The 20,696-nt window shown below is 35.3% G+C and carries 23 protein-coding genes; 19 read left to right on the top strand and 4 right to left on the bottom strand.

All coding sequences use genetic code 11. The features are described from left to right. Positions 1-101: 101 nt before the first annotated feature. From Q0921_RS14195 to Q0921_RS14180, 4 genes are all read right to left on the bottom strand, one after another. The gene (locus tag Q0921_RS14195) at positions 102-3,380 is read right to left on the bottom strand and encodes a VCBS repeat-containing protein (RefSeq protein ID WP_299257898.1); all 3,279 of its coding nucleotides are present in this window, start codon (positions 3,378-3,380) and stop codon (positions 102-104) included. Positions 3,381-3,455: 75 nt separating this feature from the next. After that, positions 3,456-5,039, bottom strand: a complete 1,584-nt coding sequence (locus tag Q0921_RS14190) for a RagB/SusD family nutrient uptake outer membrane protein (RefSeq protein WP_299257896.1) — start codon at positions 5,037-5,039, stop codon at positions 3,456-3,458. A gap of 12 nt (positions 5,040-5,051) precedes the next feature. Next, positions 5,052-8,231 (bottom strand): SusC/RagA family TonB-linked outer membrane protein, encoded by a 3,180-nt coding sequence (locus Q0921_RS14185; RefSeq protein ID WP_299257894.1) that lies wholly within the window; start codon positions 8,229-8,231, stop codon positions 5,052-5,054. A gap of 378 nt (positions 8,232-8,609) precedes the next feature. Next, positions 8,610-10,304, bottom strand: coding sequence for a ShlB/FhaC/HecB family hemolysin secretion/activation protein (locus Q0921_RS14180; RefSeq protein ID WP_299257892.1), 1,695 nt, complete (start codon positions 10,302-10,304; stop codon positions 8,610-8,612). A 184-nt stretch (positions 10,305-10,488) separates the two neighbouring features. Here Q0921_RS14180 and rpsL point away from each other — a divergent pair, with 184 nt between their 5' ends. From rpsL to rpsH, 19 genes are all read left to right on the top strand, one after another. Next, entirely contained in the window at positions 10,489-10,863 is a 375-nt protein-coding gene (rpsL, locus tag Q0921_RS14175; protein ID WP_024770883.1) for a 30S ribosomal protein S12, read from the top strand. A gap of 23 nt (positions 10,864-10,886) precedes the next feature. Beyond that, positions 10,887-11,363 (top strand): 30S ribosomal protein S7, encoded by a 477-nt coding sequence (rpsG, locus tag Q0921_RS14170; RefSeq protein ID WP_299257890.1) that lies wholly within the window; start codon positions 10,887-10,889, stop codon positions 11,361-11,363. Between the two features lie 12 nt (positions 11,364-11,375). Continuing rightward, a complete protein-coding gene (gene fusA, locus Q0921_RS14165; protein WP_299257888.1) occupies positions 11,376-13,502 on the top strand; it encodes an elongation factor G in 2,127 nt (708 codons plus the stop codon). A gap of 10 nt (positions 13,503-13,512) precedes the next feature. Next, the gene (gene rpsJ / locus Q0921_RS14160) at positions 13,513-13,818 is read left to right on the top strand and encodes a 30S ribosomal protein S10 (RefSeq protein ID WP_010181931.1); all 306 of its coding nucleotides are present in this window, start codon (positions 13,513-13,515) and stop codon (positions 13,816-13,818) included. A gap of 149 nt (positions 13,819-13,967) precedes the next feature. Next, complete coding sequence (gene rplC / locus Q0921_RS14155; protein WP_299257886.1) at positions 13,968-14,585, top strand: 50S ribosomal protein L3; 618 nt, start codon at positions 13,968-13,970, stop codon at positions 14,583-14,585. Continuing rightward, complete coding sequence (gene rplD / locus Q0921_RS14150) at positions 14,585-15,214, top strand: 50S ribosomal protein L4 (RefSeq protein ID WP_299215941.1); 630 nt, start codon at positions 14,585-14,587, stop codon at positions 15,212-15,214. The genes rplC and rplD overlap by 1 nt, the downstream gene beginning before the upstream one ends. Before the next feature lie 5 nt (positions 15,215-15,219). Further along, positions 15,220-15,510, top strand: coding sequence for a 50S ribosomal protein L23 (gene rplW / locus Q0921_RS14145; protein ID WP_299257884.1), 291 nt, complete (start codon positions 15,220-15,222; stop codon positions 15,508-15,510). A gap of 9 nt (positions 15,511-15,519) precedes the next feature. After that, positions 15,520-16,344 (top strand): 50S ribosomal protein L2, encoded by an 825-nt coding sequence (gene rplB, locus Q0921_RS14140; protein ID WP_299257882.1) that lies wholly within the window; start codon positions 15,520-15,522, stop codon positions 16,342-16,344. A gap of 6 nt (positions 16,345-16,350) precedes the next feature. Further along, positions 16,351-16,629 (top strand): 30S ribosomal protein S19, encoded by a 279-nt coding sequence (gene rpsS, locus Q0921_RS14135; RefSeq protein ID WP_027392549.1) that lies wholly within the window; start codon positions 16,351-16,353, stop codon positions 16,627-16,629. Positions 16,630-16,637: 8 nt separating this feature from the next. After that, complete coding sequence (rplV, locus tag Q0921_RS14130) at positions 16,638-17,045, top strand: 50S ribosomal protein L22 (RefSeq protein WP_118461079.1); 408 nt, start codon at positions 16,638-16,640, stop codon at positions 17,043-17,045. A gap of 10 nt (positions 17,046-17,055) precedes the next feature. Next, on the top strand, positions 17,056-17,784 hold the full coding sequence (gene rpsC / locus Q0921_RS14125; protein WP_027392547.1) for a 30S ribosomal protein S3: 729 nt from the start codon (positions 17,056-17,058) through the stop codon (positions 17,782-17,784). Between the two features lie 20 nt (positions 17,785-17,804). Then, a complete protein-coding gene (gene rplP, locus Q0921_RS14120) occupies positions 17,805-18,224 on the top strand; it encodes a 50S ribosomal protein L16 (protein WP_027392546.1) in 420 nt (139 codons plus the stop codon). 16 nt (positions 18,225-18,240) lie between these two features. Next, a complete protein-coding gene (gene rpmC / locus Q0921_RS14115) occupies positions 18,241-18,435 on the top strand; it encodes a 50S ribosomal protein L29 (RefSeq protein WP_299257880.1) in 195 nt (64 codons plus the stop codon). 12 nt (positions 18,436-18,447) lie between these two features. After that, positions 18,448-18,705 carry a 30S ribosomal protein S17 gene (gene rpsQ, locus Q0921_RS14110; protein WP_027392544.1) on the top strand — a complete coding sequence of 86 codons (258 nt, stop codon included), beginning with the start codon at positions 18,448-18,450 and terminating at the stop codon, positions 18,703-18,705. A 2-nt stretch (positions 18,706-18,707) separates the two neighbouring features. Beyond that, a complete protein-coding gene (gene rplN, locus Q0921_RS14105; protein WP_027392543.1) occupies positions 18,708-19,076 on the top strand; it encodes a 50S ribosomal protein L14 in 369 nt (122 codons plus the stop codon). Positions 19,077-19,089: 13 nt separating this feature from the next. Then, complete coding sequence (gene rplX, locus Q0921_RS14100) at positions 19,090-19,401, top strand: 50S ribosomal protein L24 (protein ID WP_299257878.1); 312 nt, start codon at positions 19,090-19,092, stop codon at positions 19,399-19,401. Positions 19,402-19,403: 2 nt separating this feature from the next. Then, the gene (rplE, locus tag Q0921_RS14095) at positions 19,404-19,955 is read left to right on the top strand and encodes a 50S ribosomal protein L5 (protein ID WP_299257876.1); all 552 of its coding nucleotides are present in this window, start codon (positions 19,404-19,406) and stop codon (positions 19,953-19,955) included. Positions 19,956-19,957: 2 nt separating this feature from the next. Beyond that, positions 19,958-20,227, top strand: coding sequence for a 30S ribosomal protein S14 (gene rpsN, locus Q0921_RS14090; RefSeq protein WP_010181917.1), 270 nt, complete (start codon positions 19,958-19,960; stop codon positions 20,225-20,227). Between the two features lie 68 nt (positions 20,228-20,295). Further along, entirely contained in the window at positions 20,296-20,694 is a 399-nt protein-coding gene (rpsH, locus tag Q0921_RS14085; RefSeq protein ID WP_299257874.1) for a 30S ribosomal protein S8, read from the top strand. Positions 20,695-20,696 lie beyond the last annotated feature (2 nt).

Below are 20,696 nucleotides of genomic sequence, written 5' to 3'. Positions count from 1 at the left end.
ATGTTTTATTATTTTTTTGAATGATTTTTTATTTAATATCTTTCTTTCGGAAAACGTTAGTTTTAAAATGGTTATGTTTTTTTTATGATTTAATTTGAGTGTTATTTGGTTTTAAAATTGATCTTATACATTAATAGGCTATCGTCATTAGCAAGAGCGATTAGATATTCTTTTTCTTTATAGTTAATTAATCTTAATTTTTCAATTTGTTTTTTCAGTGAATTTATGCTCATTTCCTGTAAAAGCTGGTATTTTATAAGAGAAACTTGTTTGTTTTGGTGTATTAAAAAGTTAGTATTAGCGTTAAAAACTCCATGGTACGTATTGAGACCATTAAAATTGCCGGCGGTTAGTAATTGATTATTACCTGTTTTATTGAAATCATGTTTTAGAAAACAGTTTATTGACGATAATTGGAGTGGTGGAGGGAATTCTTTGAAGTCACTAAAGCTATTACCATTGTTGATAACGTAACCACTAGCTAGCGTATTTATTTTATATATGGTTATCGGAGAAGAAGTGTTGAGTTTTTTTATTATGTCTTCGATTGTCTCGTTAGCATAACTTTTGTAACTACTATATAATTTATTGATAATAGGTAATTGTGATGCTAATTCATCTTTAGAGTTTACTGGGTAATATTTCTGATCTATTGGGTAAGCCAGAATAGTTTCTTTTTTGCCGTTTTTATCAAAATCAGCATAGTACATTCTGATCGGAGCTATGGATGTTGCTTTAAATTTTGTATTCAATCCCCAGTTACCTAACATGATGTCTTGGTCTCCATCATTGTCGATGTCATAAGTTGCGATAGATTGCCATAATCCTTTAAGTGAGTTTAGTTCTTCTATTTCTTGTAATTTACCTAATTGATTTATATAGACTCTTGGGTGGTCCCATTCTGAGGCGATTAACAAGTCTTTAATTCCATCGTTATTGATGTCTGTCCAAGTCGCATCTGTAATCATCGTTTTAACAACGAAATCTGCGTCTTTTTCAAATATACCATTACCCTTGTTTTTAAGTATGTATGAGGTTGTTTTTTCTCCGAAATTTTTTGGATTGGATTTATTTCCTACAAAAATGTCAATATCTCCATCTTGGTCATAATCATAAGGTTTTAAAGTGGCTGTGTTTAATAAGTTTTTAGGTAAGTTGTTACCTTTTTTGAAAGAGCCATTTCCATCGTTTATGTATATTCGATTATTTTGATATATAGAATCTTTTTTTGAAATAATACCCGATGCTACTAGCAAGTCATTATCATTATCATTGTCGATGTCTATAAAAATAGCATCTATATCTTCACTTATAGAGTCTTTTTCTATCTCCGGGATGGCTGTCTCTTTGTAACCCCCAGGAGAGCTGATAAACAACTTAGATTTTTTGTAGGAAGCACCTCCAATAAAAATATCATCCATTCCATCTTTGTTTAGGTCACTTAAAGCGATAGCTGGACCTTGAGTGGAAACTTTATAAGGAATCAGTTTGTCAATGTTAAAATCGTTATAATAATCCTCTTGATGTTTATGTAGAATTAAGTTTTCTTTTGTAAATAGAGACGGTTTGTTTTTTATTTTAGTAGAGAAGGGCTTAGCGCTATTATTATAATTTACAATAATATTATTGGAAGAAGTTTCGGGTAGGAATTGTTGTTTTGTTTGGTTAGGCCATACAATCACAATGGAGTCTATTTTATCATTATGTGCTAGACCAAAATGAAGTTTTGGTTCTACGGAAGAAATGAACCCCCTTGAAGAAAATAGTTGCTTGTATTGAATGTTTCTTTTGCTGTATAGATATACTTTGGAGCCAATGCCTAATTTGTTGAACTTCTTGTAGTTAAGTTTTATAGATAGATTAGAGTTGTTGTTTGTAGAATCGGAATTGTTTTCGTAGATACTAGCATCATTATTAAGGTTGTTAGTGATGATGTCTAGATCCCCGTCTAAATCTAGGTCGGCATATACAGCACCATTTGATAGAGAAGGAGTGTTGGCAATCCAATTTCCTGTTCTGTTTACAAAGATTTCAGAATTTCCTTCAAAGATTTGATTTGGAGCTTCCCCTGTCGGCATAACAGCTAATGATTTAATTAGCCAATCATTATTACTTTTATTTTGAGACTTTGTTTTAAATGAATTAGAGAGATACCTCATAAAGTCTAGATTATTTGGCCTTTTGGCGATTCCATTTGTTACAAATAAATCTTGATGGCCATCATTGTTGAAGTCAGCAAAAAGTGGTGACCAGCTCCAGTCTGTAGCGGCTACGTTGTTGTATAACCCTGTCTCAGTGAAATGAGTTCCCTTATTGTTTAATTGAAGCATATTTCTAGCATACTGTTTTTGGTACCCTTGTTTAATAAGAAAGTCTTGAGTATCGTATGAAATATCTCCGTCTGATTGCTTTAATACTTTTTCATTATTTGGAAGCATGTCTAATGTAATTAAGTCCAGATATCCGTCGTTATTTACATCTGCTACATCACTACCCATAGAAAACCTGCTGGTATAGGCAAATTTTTTAGATAGTTCATTCTTAAAAGTGCCATCTCCATTGTTTATGTAGTAATAGTCATCTTCATGAAAATCATTACAAACATATATATCATCCCATCCGTCATTATTAAAATCTGCAATTGCTGCGCTAAGTCCGTACCCATTTGCTCCTCCATAAATCTTAGCCTCAAGACTTACGTCTTTAAAAAAGGAATTGTCATTTCTCAATAATCGATCACCAATAAATTCAACTCTTTTTCTTCTTATGTAAGAGGGGCCATGAGAGGTTTTAGTGTGTAATGCATGATTAACTATGTAAACATCTAAGTCATCATCTTTGTCATAATCAAAAAAATATGCTTGTGTGGCATATCCTTTAAGGTTTAATCCGTACTTTTTTGATTCTTCTCTAAAGGTTCCGTCTCCATTATTAATGAATAATTCATTACTGCCATTAAACCCTAGTATTTTAGTTACGGCACAGACGTAGATATCAAGCAAACCATCTCCATTAATATCAACCATTGTAGAGCCAGTATTCCAATCAGAGTTTCCACCAGTTCCTGATTTTTCAGTAATGTCTTTAAATTTTAAATTACCTTGATTTAGATAAAGTCTGTTTTTTTCTCTATTGGAAGTCAAATAAAGGTCGGGTAAACCATCATCATTAATGTCTCCAACAGATACTCCTCCTCCATTATAATAATAAAGGTAATTCACGATGTTGTGCTTACTATCCTCTAAAATGTTGTTCTGAAAATTTATTCCCGTGGATTCGTTATCCAATTTTGAAAATAAAAAGGAAGGCTGTAAAGTTTCTTTTTCAGTGCAGGAAGTTAAGAAAAGAAGCGATATCAGGATTTTAAAGATATTTTTCATTACTTAAAATTAAAAAAAAAGAGGCTGTTTATTGAACAACCTCTTTCATTGTGTAAAAAAACTTAGTTCGTTTTGTTATTCTAAAGATGATGGAATATTGTTAAAATCTGATTCGAATGCAGGTACTGGCCAATATTCCAGATATCCATAATTAATCGTAGCATTTGTGTTTAGTACAGCATTTTGATCTAGTACACGTGCTCCCGTTCTAGAACCGGAAGCTATACCGTAACGACGAGCGTCATAAAAGGAAACAGCTCTAAAAATTAGTGCTAAACGACGTTCTTTTCTAATTTCCTCTAAGGCTTGATCTTGGGTTAAACCTGTTCCAACGGTAGCGGCTAATCCTGAGTTTTGAAGGGTTCTTACTGCATCCAAATGAACAAGGCCGCCTTCGATATCGTTAGTTCTCACTTTGGCTTCTGCTAAAAATAATTGATTTTCTTCAAAACTACCTGCATAATACATTGCTATTTCTTCAGCTTCATTCGATTGGATTGGCGATTCTACCTGCCAAAAATAAGAGGCTCCATATTGTATTCCTCTACCTCTTTGATTAGGGAAAGGAAATCCATCATCTGGGTCTTGGATAAAGTATTCGTCGAACCGTTCATCTCCAGGATTTATATCTTGAATTAAACGATCACTCGGAAAGTACCAAAAACCTAATACAGCAGATGGTAACCAACCATTCGCAATAAACGAAGATTCTGACCTCATAACAAAAGCATTATCATTTAAGGAAACACCATTATTAGCTAGAGTAATCACTTCATTCCAATCAGTAGCACTCATGTCAACAACCTTTGTGTTGTATACAAGATTTCGAACTCTTAAGGTGTTGATATTTTCTAGTAAACCAGCTTTACCCAGATCTCCAATATGACCAAGAAAGAAACTTGTGAAAGTACTGTCAAAACTGCCGTCATTTGTAACGCTGTTTAAAAGAGATTCTAATTCATCTAATAAGGAATTAGACTTTGCAATTATTGCAGTATTTGCAACAAACGCTGTGCTTGGGACAGAAGTGGGGTTTGTAATTAATCCACTATCATTAATTACACCGCGTTCGTATAACGATCCTAATCTACTGTAAGCATACGCTTTCCACCATAAAGACCAGGCAAGAAAAGCATTTTTAGTTACGTCGTCAGCTGGTAGCTCTGGTAACGCTTCTGCAATAGTGTTACTTTGTACTATGGTACTATACATATCTCTCCATTCGTATTGCAAAGCATTGTCACTACCAGCATCTCGGGTGTTTCTAATTGCGATCTCACCAGGCTGAGACCCTCCTGCTGGAGGGGTAACAACAGTTCCATCGTCTAAAACAATGGATTCTGTTTGATTTACCCATCTTCCACCAAAATTACCCCAAGGCATAGTAAGTACATCTCCCATAGTTTCGTGGTATCCATAAGTAAACCATAGCATAGGACTTTCTTTTTCTGGTCCTACACTCTCGAAAACATCTTCAGAAGAAATAAAGTCATAAATTCCTTTCGAAAAAGTAGTCAGTCCATCAACATTTCCTAATGAAGCGATAGTTGGTAGATTGTTATCTACGGGGTCAATGTCCGTGTCAAGTATGTTATCCTGACATCCTGTAAAACAGGTTAGTATTAATAGAAATACTATTGAGTTAAATAAACTTTTCATAGTTTTTATTTTTTAGAATGTAAGATTTAATCCAAAATTGTAACTCTTTACATTTGGGTGTGTGAATTCATCAAATCCTCTCTGGAAGGTGTTTCCAAAGCCTCTTGCTGCTTCAGGATCTAAACCTTTATAGTCTGTTATGGTGATAAGATTTCTCCCCGAAACAGTTAAGTTTATTTGATCGAAGATATCTGCCTTAAGTAACTTATTAATTTTAAATCTAAGACTAATATCTCTGAAACGTATAAATGATCCGTCTTCAACAAATTCTGAAGTAGGTACATTTGTGTTGTAAAGGGATGTGTAATAACTTACGAAAGCACCCGTTTGAACCGTCCCGGTAGGATCTTCAATAGAAACAGGTACAGCAGTGTCAGCATGCAATCCATTATTGTATAGCCATTGTCTTGCTCTATTATATACATCTAAACCTTGAAACCAATCAATTTGGAATGAAATCCCTACAATATCGTTAAATAAAGAAACGTCATTTAAGAAAGTTAAAACAAAATCTGGTTGTGTACTACCTCTTACCTCTTTATCTGGGCCAATAACTACATTACCAGTATTCTTATTTACAACATACCCTGAGCTCGCTATAGTAAAATCATCTACGTCAGCAGCTGGGATAATTCTATTTCCACTGTTGTCTACAGCATCCAGACTGGTAATAACAGGAAAAACTGAAAATGTACCGATCTCCTCGCCTTCTTGTAAAACAAAATTGTCATTAACTACTACCGGAAGCCCATTTTCTATTCTGTCCAATGTGGCTGTAGATTTTGTAAAACGTACCCCAAAATCCCACTTAGTTTTTTGAGAATTGTACATTCCAAGATCTATTGAGGCTTCGATACCATCACTACTAATATCATAAGAGTTGTCGAAAACTGCAGAACCACCCGTGCTCGTAGGGATTCCCAAATCAAAAATAGCCCCTTCTGTTTTACGGTCAAAGTAATTGATGGAACCATCCACTCTATTAAACCAAACACCATCGCTAGGAGTAAAGGTGTAGTCAATACCAACCTCAGTTTCTTGAGATGTTTCAACTTCAAGATCCGGATTAGAAACCGTAGATGGGATACTGGATAAAGCTTCACTACCTACTGTTGTTAAGGCAAACGTAAAGATGTTTTGGCTAAATAGGGGTTGTATCCCTGCTTCACCATATGCAGCTCTTAATTTTAATGAGTTTATAGTTTTAGAGTCAAAAAGTTCTGCAATATTGAAATACGCATCAGCACGTGGGAAAGTAAAGTCTAAACCATTACCGAATCTATTGGAAAAATCTCTCCTAAAACCACCTGAGAACCCGAATAACGATTTATAATCAAATTTTTGGTTGATTAAAAATCCATAGGTTCTAAAAGGAGATTCAAGAAAACCATTAAAGGTTTTTACGACAGCTTGATTTATATTAAAGGATCCAAAAGGTCCTGCAGGAAGATTTGTACCTGTTACAAGTGTCTGTCTTAGTTCTTGATCTCTCCAGTCAAAATTAAAAGTCGTAGTAGACGTAATAGGTACATTCAGCTTTAGGTCTTCATCGAAATCTAATGTTAGATTTGCTGATAGTAATAAGTTTTGAAAATATTCTTGAGTATCTATCTGATTAATGATTCCTGTGATATTTGTAGGGATCGAACCTGATTGTAAATGATTGCTTTGGTTTTCTTGAAAAAAAGTAAAGTTTTGTATGTAAGTGTCATATCCATATTTCATGTTAAGCGAAAGGATATCAAGAGGTTTGTATGTTAAGTCAAAATTAGCCAGATAACGGGTGATATTATCTTGTCTTGTTTGAGTTTCTCTAAAGAAAAATGGATTAATAGAATTTGGATCAGTGGCATCAGGAGAAACCGTTAAGTCACCATCAGAATTTCTATTAAAGAAATTTACGTGAGGTAAATTCTGAAATACATTGTTGATTAGATTGCTGGCATTTGCATTATCAGTATTAGTTCCTGTGTCATTGGTACTGTTGATGACATCAAATCTGGTGTTTATTTTTATTTTTTTACCCAAATCAAAACCTAGGTTTAATCGCGCGTCATATTTTACATACTTGCCTTCTACGAGAACACTTTCCTGCTCTGATCTGTTACCCGCAACTAAGTATGTAATATTATCAGACCCTCCGGAAACTGTTATTCCTGTTGTGCTGTTAAATGCGTCATTAAACAAAATGTCCGTTGCCAAAAAGATTGGTTCGGCGAATGGTGTGTCATTAATACCTTGTGCTCCTAGCATTGTTCCATTTACATCTCTTTCGTTTGGATCAACTGCTAAATATTGAGAGTTGCCATTTAGATTCGTAACAGGGGTTCCGTTTAGATCTATTAAAAAACCTTGTGGATTAGTAGAATAATGATGTAAAGTTGCTCTATTTGCATCATCATTTGTAATAGCAGAAGCGATACTGACGTTGGATCTAATAGTTACCTTTGGAGCTCCAGCTTTACCTTTTTTGGTAATAATGTTGATAACACCATTTGCTCCCTGAGCACCATATATGGTACCGGCTGCAGCACCTGATATTGTCTCTACTCTTTCTATGTTAGTGAAGTCAATATCTGCTAAACGAGAACTCTGATTGGAAGCACCACCAACACTGGTTTGGGAGGTGGAAACTTGAATTCCATCAATTAATATCATTGGCTGGGAAGAGTTCAAGCTATTAATTGACCGGAGAATTATATTTTGTTGTTGTCCAGGTTGACCTGTTGTAGACTGGATAATAGTACCAGCGATCTTACCCTGTAATGCCTGATCAACTGATTGGGCGCCTTGAACCTGTAAATCTTCAGCCTTCACTGAGTTTACAGAAACACCTAATTTGCGTTTGCTGGTCCCAGAGGCAACACCAGTTACTACTACCTCATCAAGAGCTGCAGCATCTTCTGAAAGTTGAACATTAATTTGATTGTTACTTCCAACGGTAACTTCTTTAGTAGCAAAACCAAGATAGCTAAAAGTTAAAACTGCTCCAGAGCTAACATTTATAGTGTATTTACCGTCAAAATCTGACTGAGTTCCACTATTTGTTCCTTTTACTATTATGTTTACTCCAGGTAGTGGTATGCCTGTGTCGTCCGTAACTTTACCCGTTACAGTGCTTTCTTGCGCAAACGAGATTTGCGTGACTAATGCTATAAAAAGCATCAGAATTCGATTTTTGTGTGATTTCATTGTTGTTTTAATTATTTAAATTAGCCTATTCCAAAAATCTTAATAATATCTTAAAAAAACAATTTTTATTTAGTTTAAAACCAAATTATTACTCTCGTTAGATTAAAATGGTTTAAAACTTTAATTAAGTCTTAGTGTTCGGTTTTTAGGTGTTTTTATACTAATTTTTCAACCTCTGTTTCTGGGTTGTATTAGAGTAGAAGATTAATTGTCTTTTTTTGATTTTTAATTGAAATCAACTTATTTTTTAGCTTGTTGTTTAGGTTTAGTTTTATTGGTTGGTCTTACTTTTGGTTGTTATTTAATGTATATTAACTTTTGGTATTCATTTAAAATGTTTTGTAGGTTCTTTTTGGTTTTAATGTAGTTTTATGATGCTTAAAATGATGCGTTAAGACTAATATGAACCTTTGTGTTAGAGAACTTGAAGTTCGAATCACTGTTTTTTCCATTTGCAAAGATTATTCTAAATAACCCTGTTTGAGTATTTAGTCCTAGCCCAAATCCAAAGCTTGTGAGGTTGTCGGATGATTCAGAGCTTTCGTCTTCAAAATAAGAGTAGTCTATAATAGAGTGGATATATAGGTTTGAAGATAGTATGTATTGATATTCTGTATTTAACACATTATATAAGGATGCGTTAATACTGTTTTCTTCAAAGCCTCTTATAGAATTGATGCCCCCAAATCTCAATAACTCATTAGTGAAAAGATTGTCAGAAAAAATTGCAGAGGCAGTGTTTTTTAATAAAATAGAGTTTCTTTGGTTTAGTTTAAAAGTATAACTAATATCAATACTTCCTTTTATTTGGTTAATACTTTCTATGTCCGTTTTCCTGTTGCCAAACTCTCCTGTAATGATATATTTATTTTTGATTGGAAATAAGCTGTTGTTTTGTCTTCTTGTATGATTAAAACCAGCGGTAAAAAATGAGGAGGAGTAGTCGGTAATGTTTAAAGATGGTTGAGGGGTGTCTAGGAGGTTGTTTGAGGAAATAGCTTTGTATCCGATAAAGACACTTTTTTTATCGTTGATAAGATAATTAAGGTTTGCCTTTTGTTCTGTAATTAAAAAACTTGAATCTTTTTTAAATATATCTAAACCGGCTTCTATACCAATAGGCGTTTTTAATATATAAGGTAATGAGATATTCGCCTGAAATCTTTGTTGCTCGTTCCCGTCACTTTTGTATATTAGATTTAGTTGTTCTCCGTAATTCAGGTTGTTGATCAAGTTTAAGTTTAAATACCCATTTAATTTTAGGTCTCCAGATTCGGTATCAGAAGAAAAGCCAAGAAACCCATCAAAGGTGTTGGCTGACTTTTTTTCAAGATATAGGTATACTTTGGTAGAATCTTTCTCGAATAGAACCTCTGGAGATTTAATGTTTTTTGCGAAACCAAGATTATCAATTTTCTTAGATTTTTCAATGACATCATTTTTTTTAAAGAGGGTTCCTTTTCGTATTTTACTGTTGTATTTTAAATAAGAGTATGGGAACTTGCTGTAGCCTTTGATTATTATATCGTCAATTGTTCTGGTTTTGCTTTTTGTGCTTATAAGCTTTGCTGAAATTTCGTTTTTATTTTTTTTAATATTGATAAGTGATAAGTTGCTAAAGGTATTTCCTTGATTAACTAGGTAGTTTGTTAGAAATTGAAGTGTTTCTTCTGTTTTTTCAAAGGGTATAGAAAAGTATTTATCAGTTATCGTGGTTGATATTTGATTAAAGGTTTCCTTCGGGATTAAATTTTTGTTATAATAGATGGTTAGTATGTCGTATTTCTCATTTAACTCAAAAACACTTGTAAATAAGGAATCGGATGTTTTTTTGAGTTCAACTAATCTGGTGTCAAGATATCCTGACTTTAAAAGTCTTTCTTGAATAGTGCTTATCTCTGTTTTTAAATCTAGAAAATTCTTGAAATTCTTTTTGTATCCAATACTATCTATTTTCTGAGTTTCTAAAGAATCATTCCCTGCGATAGATAAATGCAGAATAGGTTTTTGTGCATAACAAAATGAATGTATACTTATATATATTATTAGAAGATAATGTTGCGATGTTTTCAACTTGCTTTTTAATGGTGCTAAAATAACGTAAAACGTAAGGATTTCTTACAGTTAATAGCTGAGATTTTAAATCTATTTGAAAATTAATGTATTAGGATTTGAATTGCCGAAAAATATTTCTACCTTTGCAGCCCTCATAAAAGAGGTATTGTAAAATATATTTAAAAATAGTGTAAAGCAAATTATGCCAACAATTTCACAATTAGTAAGAAAAGGTAGAGCCAAAATAACTAAGAAGAGTAAATCGGCTGCTTTGGATTCGTGCCCGCAACGCCGCGGTGTTTGTACGCGTGTTTATACTACTACACCAAAAAAACCAAATTCAGCTATGCGAAAAGTAGCTCGTGTTAGGTTAACAAATGGTAAAGAAGTAAACGCATACATCGGAGGTGAGGGTCACAATCTACAGGAGCACTCGATAGTATTAGTTAGAGGTGGAAGGGTAAAAGATTTACCAGGAGTTAGGTATCACATTGTTCGTGGAGCTTTAGACACCGCTGGTGTTGAAGGAAGAACGCAACGTAGATCTAAGTATGGTGCAAAACGCCCTAAGAAGTAATTAAAAAACTTTAAGAAGAAGACATGAGAAAAAGAAAGGCTAAAAAAAGACCTATTTTGCCGGATCCACGTTTTAACGATCAATTGGTGACTCGTTTTGTAAACATGATGATGTGGGACGGAAAGAAATCGGTTGCTTTCAAAATTTTCTATGATGCTATTGATATCGTAGAAGAAAAAAGACAGAACGAAGAAAAGACAGCTTTAGAAATGTGGAAAGATGCGTTATCTAACGTAATGCCACACGTAGAAGTAAGAAGTCGTCGTGTTGGAGGTGCTACCTTCCAGATTCCTAACCCAATTAGACCTGATAGAAAGATATCTACTGCTATGAAGTGGTTGATTCAATTCTCTCGTAAGAGGAATGAGAAGTCTATGGCTCAGAAGCTTGCTGCAGAGATTATTGCTGCAGAAAAAGAAGAAGGAGCTGCGGTTAAGAAAAGAGTTGATACTCATAAGATGGCTGAAGCAAATAAAGCATTCTCACACTTTAGATTTTAATCACGAACAGAAATGGCTAGAGATTTAAAATATACAAGAAATATAGGTATTGCTGCGCACATTGACGCAGGAAAAACTACGACAACTGAGCGTATTTTATACTATACGGGAGTTAGTCACAAGATTGGTGAGGTGCACGATGGTGCTGCTACAATGGACTGGATGGAGCAAGAGCAGGAAAGAGGTATTACAATTACTTCTGCCGCAACAACTTGTGAGTGGAGTTTTCCAACAGAAAATGGTCAGCCTTTGGATGATACTAAAGGATATCATTTTAATATTATCGATACTCCAGGTCACGTTGATTTTACGGTTGAAGTAAATCGTTCTCTTCGTGTACTTGATGGATTGGTATTCTTGTTTAGTGCTGTTGATGGTGTAGAGCCACAATCAGAGACTAACTGGAGACTTGCTGATAACTACAAAGTTCCAAGAATTGGTTTTGTAAATAAAATGGACCGTCAAGGGTCTAATTTTATGGAAGTGTGTCAACAGGTTAAAGATATGCTAGGTTCTAATGCAGTGCCTATAGTATTGAATATTGGTGACGAAGAAGATTTTAAAGGAATCGTAGATTTGGTTAAGAATCGTGCTATTGTATGGCATGAAGAAGGGCAAGGAGCTACGTTTGATGTTGTAGATATTCCTGAAGATCTAAAAGAAGAAGCGAAAATGCTTCGTGGTAAACTTATAGAAGAGGTTGCTGCATATGATGAAGATCTCCTTGAGAAATTTATGGAAGATGAGGATTCAATTACAGAAGAAGAAGTGCATGCTGCACTTAGAGCTGCTGTAATGGATATGTCTATTATTCCTATGATTTGTGGATCTGCGTTTAAAAATAAAGGTGTTCAGTTTTTATTAGATGCGGTATGTCGTTACTTGCCTTCTCCTACAGATAAAGAAGGTATCGTGGGTGTGAATCCAGATACGGATAAGGAAGAGCTTCGTAAGCCAGATGTAAAAGAGCCATTTGCAGCTCTTGCATTCAAAATTGCTACTGATCCATTTGTTGGTCGTTTAGCATTTTTCCGTGCATATTCAGGTCGTTTGGATGCTGGTTCTTATGTATTAAATAATCGTTCCGGTAAAAAAGAACGTATTTCTCGTATTTATCAAATGCATGCTAACAAGCAAAATGCGATTGATTTTATAGAAGCTGGAGATATTGGAGCTGCTGTTGGATTTAAATCTATCAAAACAGGAGATACGCTTACAGATGAAAAACATCCTATAGTTTTAGAATCTATGGACTTTCCTGATCCTGTAATCGGTATTGCGGTAGAGCCAAAGACTAAAGCTGATGTTGATAAGTTAGGAATTGGCCTGGGTAAACTAGCCGAGGAAGATCCTACATTTACTGTGCGTTCAGATGAAGCTTCAGGACAGACTATAATATCTGGAATGGGTGAGCTTCACTTAGATGTTATTGTAGATCGTTTAAGACGTGAATTCAAAGTAGAAGTTAATCAAGGTCAACCTCAAGTAGAATATAAAGAAGCTATTACTGCAGCTGCGGATCATAGAGAAGTTTATAAGAAACAATCTGGAGGTCGTGGTAAATTTGCTGATATTGTATTTACAATTGAACCAGGTGAAGAAGGTGCTGTTGGTTTAGAGTTTATAAACAAGATTAAAGGTGGAAACGTACCAAAAGAATTTGTTCCTTCTATTGAGAAAGGTTTCAAAATGGCTATGGTAAATGGACCTTTAGCTGGTTATGAAGTAGATGCTATTAAAGTGACTTTAACTGATGGTTCATATCACGATGTGGATTCGGATCAGTTATCATTCGAATTAGCTGCTAAATTAGGATTTAAAAACTCTGCTAAAGCTGCTAAAGCTGTTATAATGGAGCCTATTATGAAATTAGAAGTTATTACTCCAGAAGAGAATATGGGTGATATCGTAGGTGATCTTAATAGACGTAGAGGACAAGTTAGTGATATGGGTGATAGAGCTGGTGCAAAAACTGTTAAGGCTACTGTACCACTTTCAGAAATGTTTGGATATGTTACGACATTAAGAACATTGTCATCTGGTAGGGCAACATCAACTATGGAATTTTCTCACTATGCTGAAACTCCTTCTAATATTTCAGAAGAGGTAATTGCAGCAGCAAAAGGAGTTAACGCTTAATTTTACAGAAATGAGTCAAAAAATTAGAATAAAACTAAAATCTTACGATCATAACTTGGTAGATAAATCTGCAGAGAAGATTGTTAAGACCGTTAAGAGTACTGGAGCTGTGGTTACTGGCCCGATTCCATTACCAACACATAAAAAGATTTTTACAGTATTACGTTCTCCTCACGTTAACAAAAAATCTAGAGAGCAATTTCAATTAAGTTCTTACAAAAGACTTTTGGATATTTATAGCTCTTCTTCAAAAACGATTGATGCGTTAATGAAGCTAGAATTACCGAGTGGAGTAGAGGTTGAGATCAAAGTTTGATAAAACTTCTAAGTAAGGAAATCTTACGATAAATGTCCCAAGCTGCGTGCAAGGGAAAAACGGCAAAAAAAATACATTCAGGGTTGAAGTGTTTTGACCCTGTTTTTTTGCAAAAGAATGAGTAGAATACTAATTAATAATTAATAAATATGTCTGGGTTAATAGGAAAAAAGATCGGCATGACTAGCATCTTCGACGAAAATGGGAAGAATATTCCTTGTACTGTTATCGAAGCTGGGCCATGTGTGGTTACCCAAGTCAGAACTCAAGAAGTGGATGGTTATGAAGCTATTCAATTAGGTTTCGATGACAAAGCAGACAAAAATGCTACTAAAGCGGCTTTAGGTCACTTTAAGAAAGCAGGAACTGTTGCTAAACGTAAAGTTGTCGAATTTCAAGGTTTTGATGAGGAGTACAAATTAGGAGATACAGTAACAGTGGATCATTTTGCTGAAGGAGAGTTTGTTGATGTTTCAGCAACCTCTAAAGGAAAAGGTTTTCAGGGTGTTGTTAAAAGACACGGCTTTGCTGGTGTTGGTCAAGCGACTCACGGTCAGCACAACCGTTTAAGAGCTCCAGGTTCGATAGGTGCAGCATCTTACCCTGCTAGAGTGTTCAAAGGAATGCGAATGGCTGGAAGAATGGGTGGAGATCAAGTAAAAATTCAAAACTTAAAAGTGTTAAAAGTAGTTGCTGAAAAGAACTTACTTGTTGTGAAAGGATGTGTTCCTGGACATAAAAACGCTTATGTAACGATTCAGAAGTAATGAAGGTAGCAGTAATTGATATTAACGGAAAAGAAACAGGAAGAAAGGTTGACCTTTCTGATGCTGTTTTCGGTATAGAACCTAATGATCATGCTGTATACTTAGATGTGAAGCAGTACTTGGCAAATCAACGTCAAGGAACTCACAAAGCTAAGGAGCGTGCTGAGATTGTAGGTAGTACAAGGAAAATAAAGAAACAAAAAGGAACTGGTACAGCTAGAGCAGGTAGTATTAAATCTCCTATTTTCAAAGGTGGAGGTAGAATTTTTGGTCCTAGACCTCGTAGTTATTCTTTTAAATTGAATAAAAATTTAAAAAGATTAGCACGTAAATCTGCGCTAAGTATTAAAGCAAACGAGAAGGCGATTACAATTGTAGAAGACTTTACTTTTGATACAATTAAAACAAAGAATTTTACTACTGTTTTAAAGTCTTTAGGGCTTGATGGGAAAAAATCTTTATTTGTGTTGGGAGAGTCAAATAAAAATGTATATTTGTCGTCACGCAATTTAAAAAGCTCAGAAGTTATAACTTCCTCAGAATTAAGTACTTATAAAATACTTAATGCTAAGAATGTTGTTCTTTTAGAAGGTTCTTTGAAAGGAATTGAAACGAATTTAAGTAAATAGAAGCCATGAGTATCTTAATAAAACCTATTATTACGGAAAAGGCTACTGCTGATAGTGAGGTGTATAACCGCTATGGTTTTGTAGTAGATAAGAAAGCGAATAAGGTAGAGATCAAAAAAGCGGTTGAGTCTGCTTATGGAGTATCTGTTACTAAGGTTCGTACAATTAATGTCCGTCCAGACCGTAAAACTCGTTATACAAAAACGGGAATGGTCACTGGTAAAACAAAAGCTGTTAAAAAAGCTATTGTACAGGTGGCGGAAGGTGAAGTAATTGATTTATATAGTAATCTTTAAGACTAAAAAATGTCAGTAAGAAAATTGAAACCAATTACCCCAGGTCAGCGTTTTAGAGTAGTTAATGGGTATGATGCCCTTACTACTGATAAGCCGGAGAAGAGTTTATTAGCTCCGAAAAAAAGATCTGGAGGTAGAAACAATCAAGGAAAAATGACCATGCGCTACAAAGGTGGTGGTCATAAGAAAAGGTATCGTATCATTGATTTTAAACGTGATAAGCAGGGAATTCCTGCTACCGTTGCGACAATAGAATATGATCCAAACAGAACTGCTTTTATTGCGCTTCTAAACTATCAAGATGGTGAGAAGCGTTATGTTATAGCTCAAAATGGTCTACAAGTTGGTCAGAATATTGTTTCTGGAAGCGATGTTGCTCCAGAAATTGGAAACGCAATGCCACTTAGTGATATCCCTTTAGGTACAATCATTTCTTGTATAGAGTTACGTCCTGGTCAAGGTGCTGTAATGGCGCGTAGTGCAGGATCTTTCGCTCAGCTTATGGCTCGTGATGGTAAATTTGCTACGGTAAAATTACCTTCTGGAGAGGTGAGATTGGTTCTGGTGAGTTGTATGGCAACTATAGGTGCGGTTTCTAACAGTGATCATCAATTATTGGTTGGTGGTAAAGCAGGTAGAAGTCGTTGGTTAGGTCGTCGTCCACGTACACGTCCAGTAGTGATGAATCCAGTCGATCATCCAATGGGTGGTGGTGAAGGTAAATCTTCAGGTGGTCATCCACGTTCTAGAAAAGGTCTTCCTGCTAAAGGATATAGAACCCGTTCTAAGACGAAAGCGAGTAATAAGTATATTGTAGAACGTAGAAAGAAATAATAAGATATGGCACGTTCATTAAAAAAAGGACCTTACATTCACTATAAATTAGAGAAGAAAGTAGCTGCAAATGTAGAGGCTAATAAAAAGACTGTGATAAAGACTTGGTCAAGAGCATCAATGATATCACCCGATTTTGTTGGTCAGACAATCGCAGTGCATAATGGTCGCCAATTCGTTCCTGTATATATTACGGAAAATATGGTGGGTCATAAGTTAGGAGAGTTTTCGCCAACACGTTCTTTTAGAGGGCACGCTGGTGCTAAAAATAAAGGTAAAAAATAATTTAAGCTATGGGAGTTCGTAAAAGAGAAATGGCAGAAAGAATTAAGGAAGAGAAAAAGCAGATTGCTTTTGCTAAACTTAATAACTGTCCTACGTCACCTCGTAAAATGCGCTTAGTAGCGGATTTAGTTCGTGGTGAAAAAGTTGAAAGAGCACTTCATATTCTTAGATTTAACCCTAAAGAAGCATCACGTCGTTTAGAGAAGTTATTGCTTTCTGCAATAGCAAATTGGCAGGCGAAAAATGAAGACGCTAGCATCGAAGATGCAGATCTTTTTGTAAAAGAGATTCGTGTAGATGGAGGTAGTATGTTGAAAAGACTGCGTCCAGCTCCACAAGGTCGCGCACACAGAATAAGAAAACGCTCTAATCACGTTACAATCGTGGTTGCAGCAAAAAATAATACACAAAGCTAATATAAATAGTATGGGACAGAAGACAAATCCAATCGGAAATCGCCTTGGTATCATTAGAGGATGGGAATCCAACTGGTACGGGGGTAATGACTACGGTGATAAACTTGCCGAAGACGATAAGATTAGAAAGTACGTACACGCACGTTTATCTAAGGCTAGTGTATCTAGAGTAATTATTGAGCGAACGCTTAAGCTTGTAACCGTTACTATCACTACTGCTAGACCTGGTATAATTATTGGGAAAGGTGGCCAAGAGGTAGACAAGCTAAAAGAAGAGCTTAAGAAAATTACTGATAAGGAAGTTCAGATCAATATTTTCGAAATCAAAAGACCAGAACTTGATGCATTTTTAGTTGGATCCAGCGTTGCAAGGCAAATAGAGAGTCGTATCTCTTATCGTCGTGCGATTAAGATGGCTATTGCGGCTGCAATGAGAATGAATGCTGAAGGTATCAAAATCCAGATTTCAGGACGTTTGAATGGTGCGGAGATGGCACGTTCAGAGTCATATAAAGATGGTCGTATTCCTTTATCAACATTTAGAGCTGACATAGATTATGCTTTGGTTGAGGCGCACACTACTTATGGTAGATTGGGTGTTAAAGTATGGATTATGAAAGGCGAGGTATATGGTAAGAGAGAACTTTCTCCTTTAGTTGGTCTTTCTAAGAAACAAGGAAAAGGTGGCGATAGAGGAGCCGGACGAGGTGGAAATAATAAATCACGTCGTAGAAAGTAATTTTTTAAAGTAAATTAACAATGTTACAGCCTAAAAGAACAAAATTCCGTAAGCAACAAAAAGGACGTATGAAAGGTCTTTCTCAAAGAGGACATACACTTTCTAACGGGACTTTCGGAATTAAATCATTAGATTCAAGTTTTGTTACTGCTAGACAAATAGAAGCAGCACGTATTTCTGCTACTCGTTATATGAAAAGAGAAGGTTCTCTGTGGATTAAGATTTTCCCAGACAAGCCTATAACTAAGAAACCTCTTGAAGTACGTATGGGTAAAGGAAAAGGAGCTGTTGAGTATTGGGCGGCAGTGGTAAAACCAGGAAGAATCTTATTTGAGATCAGTGGTGTGCCATATGATGTAGCAAAAGAAGCATTACGCTTAGCTGCACAGAAGCTACCAGTAAAAACTAAGTTTATCGTGTCAAGAACCTATCAAGGTTAAAATTCAAAAAGAGACTATGAAACAAACACAAGTAAAAGAATCGTCTACAGCTGAATTGCAAGAAGAACTTGGTAAATCTCGTAAAGAGTATTCAGATTTAAAAATGGCTCATGCTATGTCTCCATTAGAAAATCCTTTACAATTACGTAAAGTGAGAAGATCTATTGCAAGAATGGCTACTGAGTTAACTAAAAGAGAATTAAACGGTTAATTCTGCTGAAAGATGGAAAAAAGAAACTTAAGAAAAGAGCGTATAGGTGTAGTTACTAGTAACAAGATGCAAAAATCAATTGTTGTTGCTGAAGTAAAAAAAGTAAAACACCCGATGTACGGAAAGTTCGTGTTGAAAACGAAAAAATACGTTGCACACGACGAGAAAAATGACTGCAATATTGGTGACACTGTAAAGATCATGGAAACAAGACCTATGAGTAGAACCAAATGCTGGAGATTAGTAGAAGTAATTGAAAGAGCGAAGTAATTATGGTACAACAAGAGTCTAGATTAAAAGTAGCAGACAACACAGGTGGTAAAGAAGTTTTAGTTATCCGTGTTTTAGGTGGTACAAAAAGAAGATACGCCTCTGTAGGAGACAAGATAGTTGTCAGTGTAAAAGAAGCAACTCCTAATGGAAACATTAAAAAAGGAGCAGTTTCTACTGCAGTTGTAGTTCGTACCAAAAAGGAAGTGCGCAGACCAGATGGTTCTTATATCCGTTTCGACGATAACGCTTGTGTTCTTTTGAACCCAGCCGGAGAAATGAGAGGAACACGTGTTTTTGGACCTGTAGCAAGAGAACTTCGTGACAAGCAGTTCATGAAGATTGTTTCACTAGCGCCAGAAGTGCTTTAATAGTATAGCGAAGATGACAAAGCTAAAAATTAAATCAGGAGATACAGTAAAAGTTATCGCTGGAGACAATAAAGGTCAACAGGGAACGGTACAAAAAGTATTGAAAGATAAAAACAAGGCGATTGTAGAAGGTGTTAACTTAGTTTCTAAGCACCAAAAGCCTAGTGCAGCTAATCCACAAGGTGGTATAGTGAAGCAAGAAGCAGCTATTCATATTTCTAATTTAACGTTGTTAACCTCTGGTGGTGATACGACAAGAGTAGGATATAGAGTAGAAGGAGATAAGAAAGTAAGGTTTTCTAAAAAATCTAATGAAGTAATATAGTTATGGCTTATATCCCAAGACTAAAACAAGAGTATAAGGACAGGGTAATGTCTACTCTTACAGAAGAATTCAGCTATGGTAATGTAATGGAAGTGCCAAAACTTAAAAAAATTGTTTTAAGTAGAGGTGTGGGTGCAGCTGTAGCCGATAAGAAATTAATCGACTACGCAGTAGATGAATTAACAATGATCACAGGTCAAAAAGCCGTTGCTACAATTTCTAAAAAGGATGTTGCGACTTTCAAATTACGTAAAGGAATGCCAATTGGAGCAAAGGTTACGTTAAGAGGAGAAAGAATGTACGAATTTTTAGATCGTCTGATTACTTCAGCCTTACCTCGAGTAAGAGATTTTGGTGGAATTAACGCTACTGGTTTTGATGGTAGAGGTAATTATTCACTAGGAATTACTGAGCAGATCATTTTCCCAGAGATTGATATCGATAAAGTGAATAAAATTTCAGGAATGAACATTACTTTTGAAACTTCTGCGAATACAGATAAAGAAGCAAAATCATTGTTAACACAACTAGGGTTACCTTTTAAAAAGAATTAATTATGGCTAAAGAATCAATGAAAGCCCGCGAGGTGAAGAGAGCAAAGACAGTTGCTAAATATGCTGAGAAACGTAAAGCTTTAAAAGAAGCTGGAGATTATGAGGCATTACAGAAACTGCCAAAAAATGCATCTCCAATCCGTATGCACAATCGTTGTAAATTAACAGGAAGACCAAAAGGATATATGCGTCAATTTGGTATCTCTCGTGTTACATTTAGAGAGATGGCTAATCAGGGATTAATCCCAGGAGTAACTAAAGCTAGTTGGTAATAATAAAAAATTAATTGGTTTAAGGTTCTGCTAAACTAGTGGAAAACCAAGATCATAAATTATATACAATGAATACAGATCCTATAGCAGATTATTTAACCAGAATACGTAATGCAAATAGTGCTCAACATAGAGTTGTTGAGATTCCTGCATCGAAGGTTAAGAAAGAAATCACTAAAATATTATTCGATCAAGGGTATATTTTAAGTTATAAATTTGAAGATAATACGACACAAGGTAGTATTAAGATAGCTCTTAAATACAATAAATTGACCAAAGAACCTGTAATAAAAGAATTGCAAAGAATCAGTAAGCCTGGTTTACGTAAATACGCAGGGTCAGGCGAGATACCAAGAATTCTTAATGGATTAGGTATAGCTATTGTTTCTACTTCTCATGGTGTTATGACTGGTAAACAGGCTAAGCAAGAGAACGTAGGTGGAGAAGTACTTTGTTACGTATATTAACA

It is taken from the genome of uncultured Aquimarina sp., assembly GCF_947496855.1.
In the GTDB taxonomy this organism is placed as follows: domain Bacteria; phylum Bacteroidota; class Bacteroidia; order Flavobacteriales; family Flavobacteriaceae; genus Aquimarina.
This window is presented reverse-complemented; position numbering and strand designations above follow the sequence as displayed.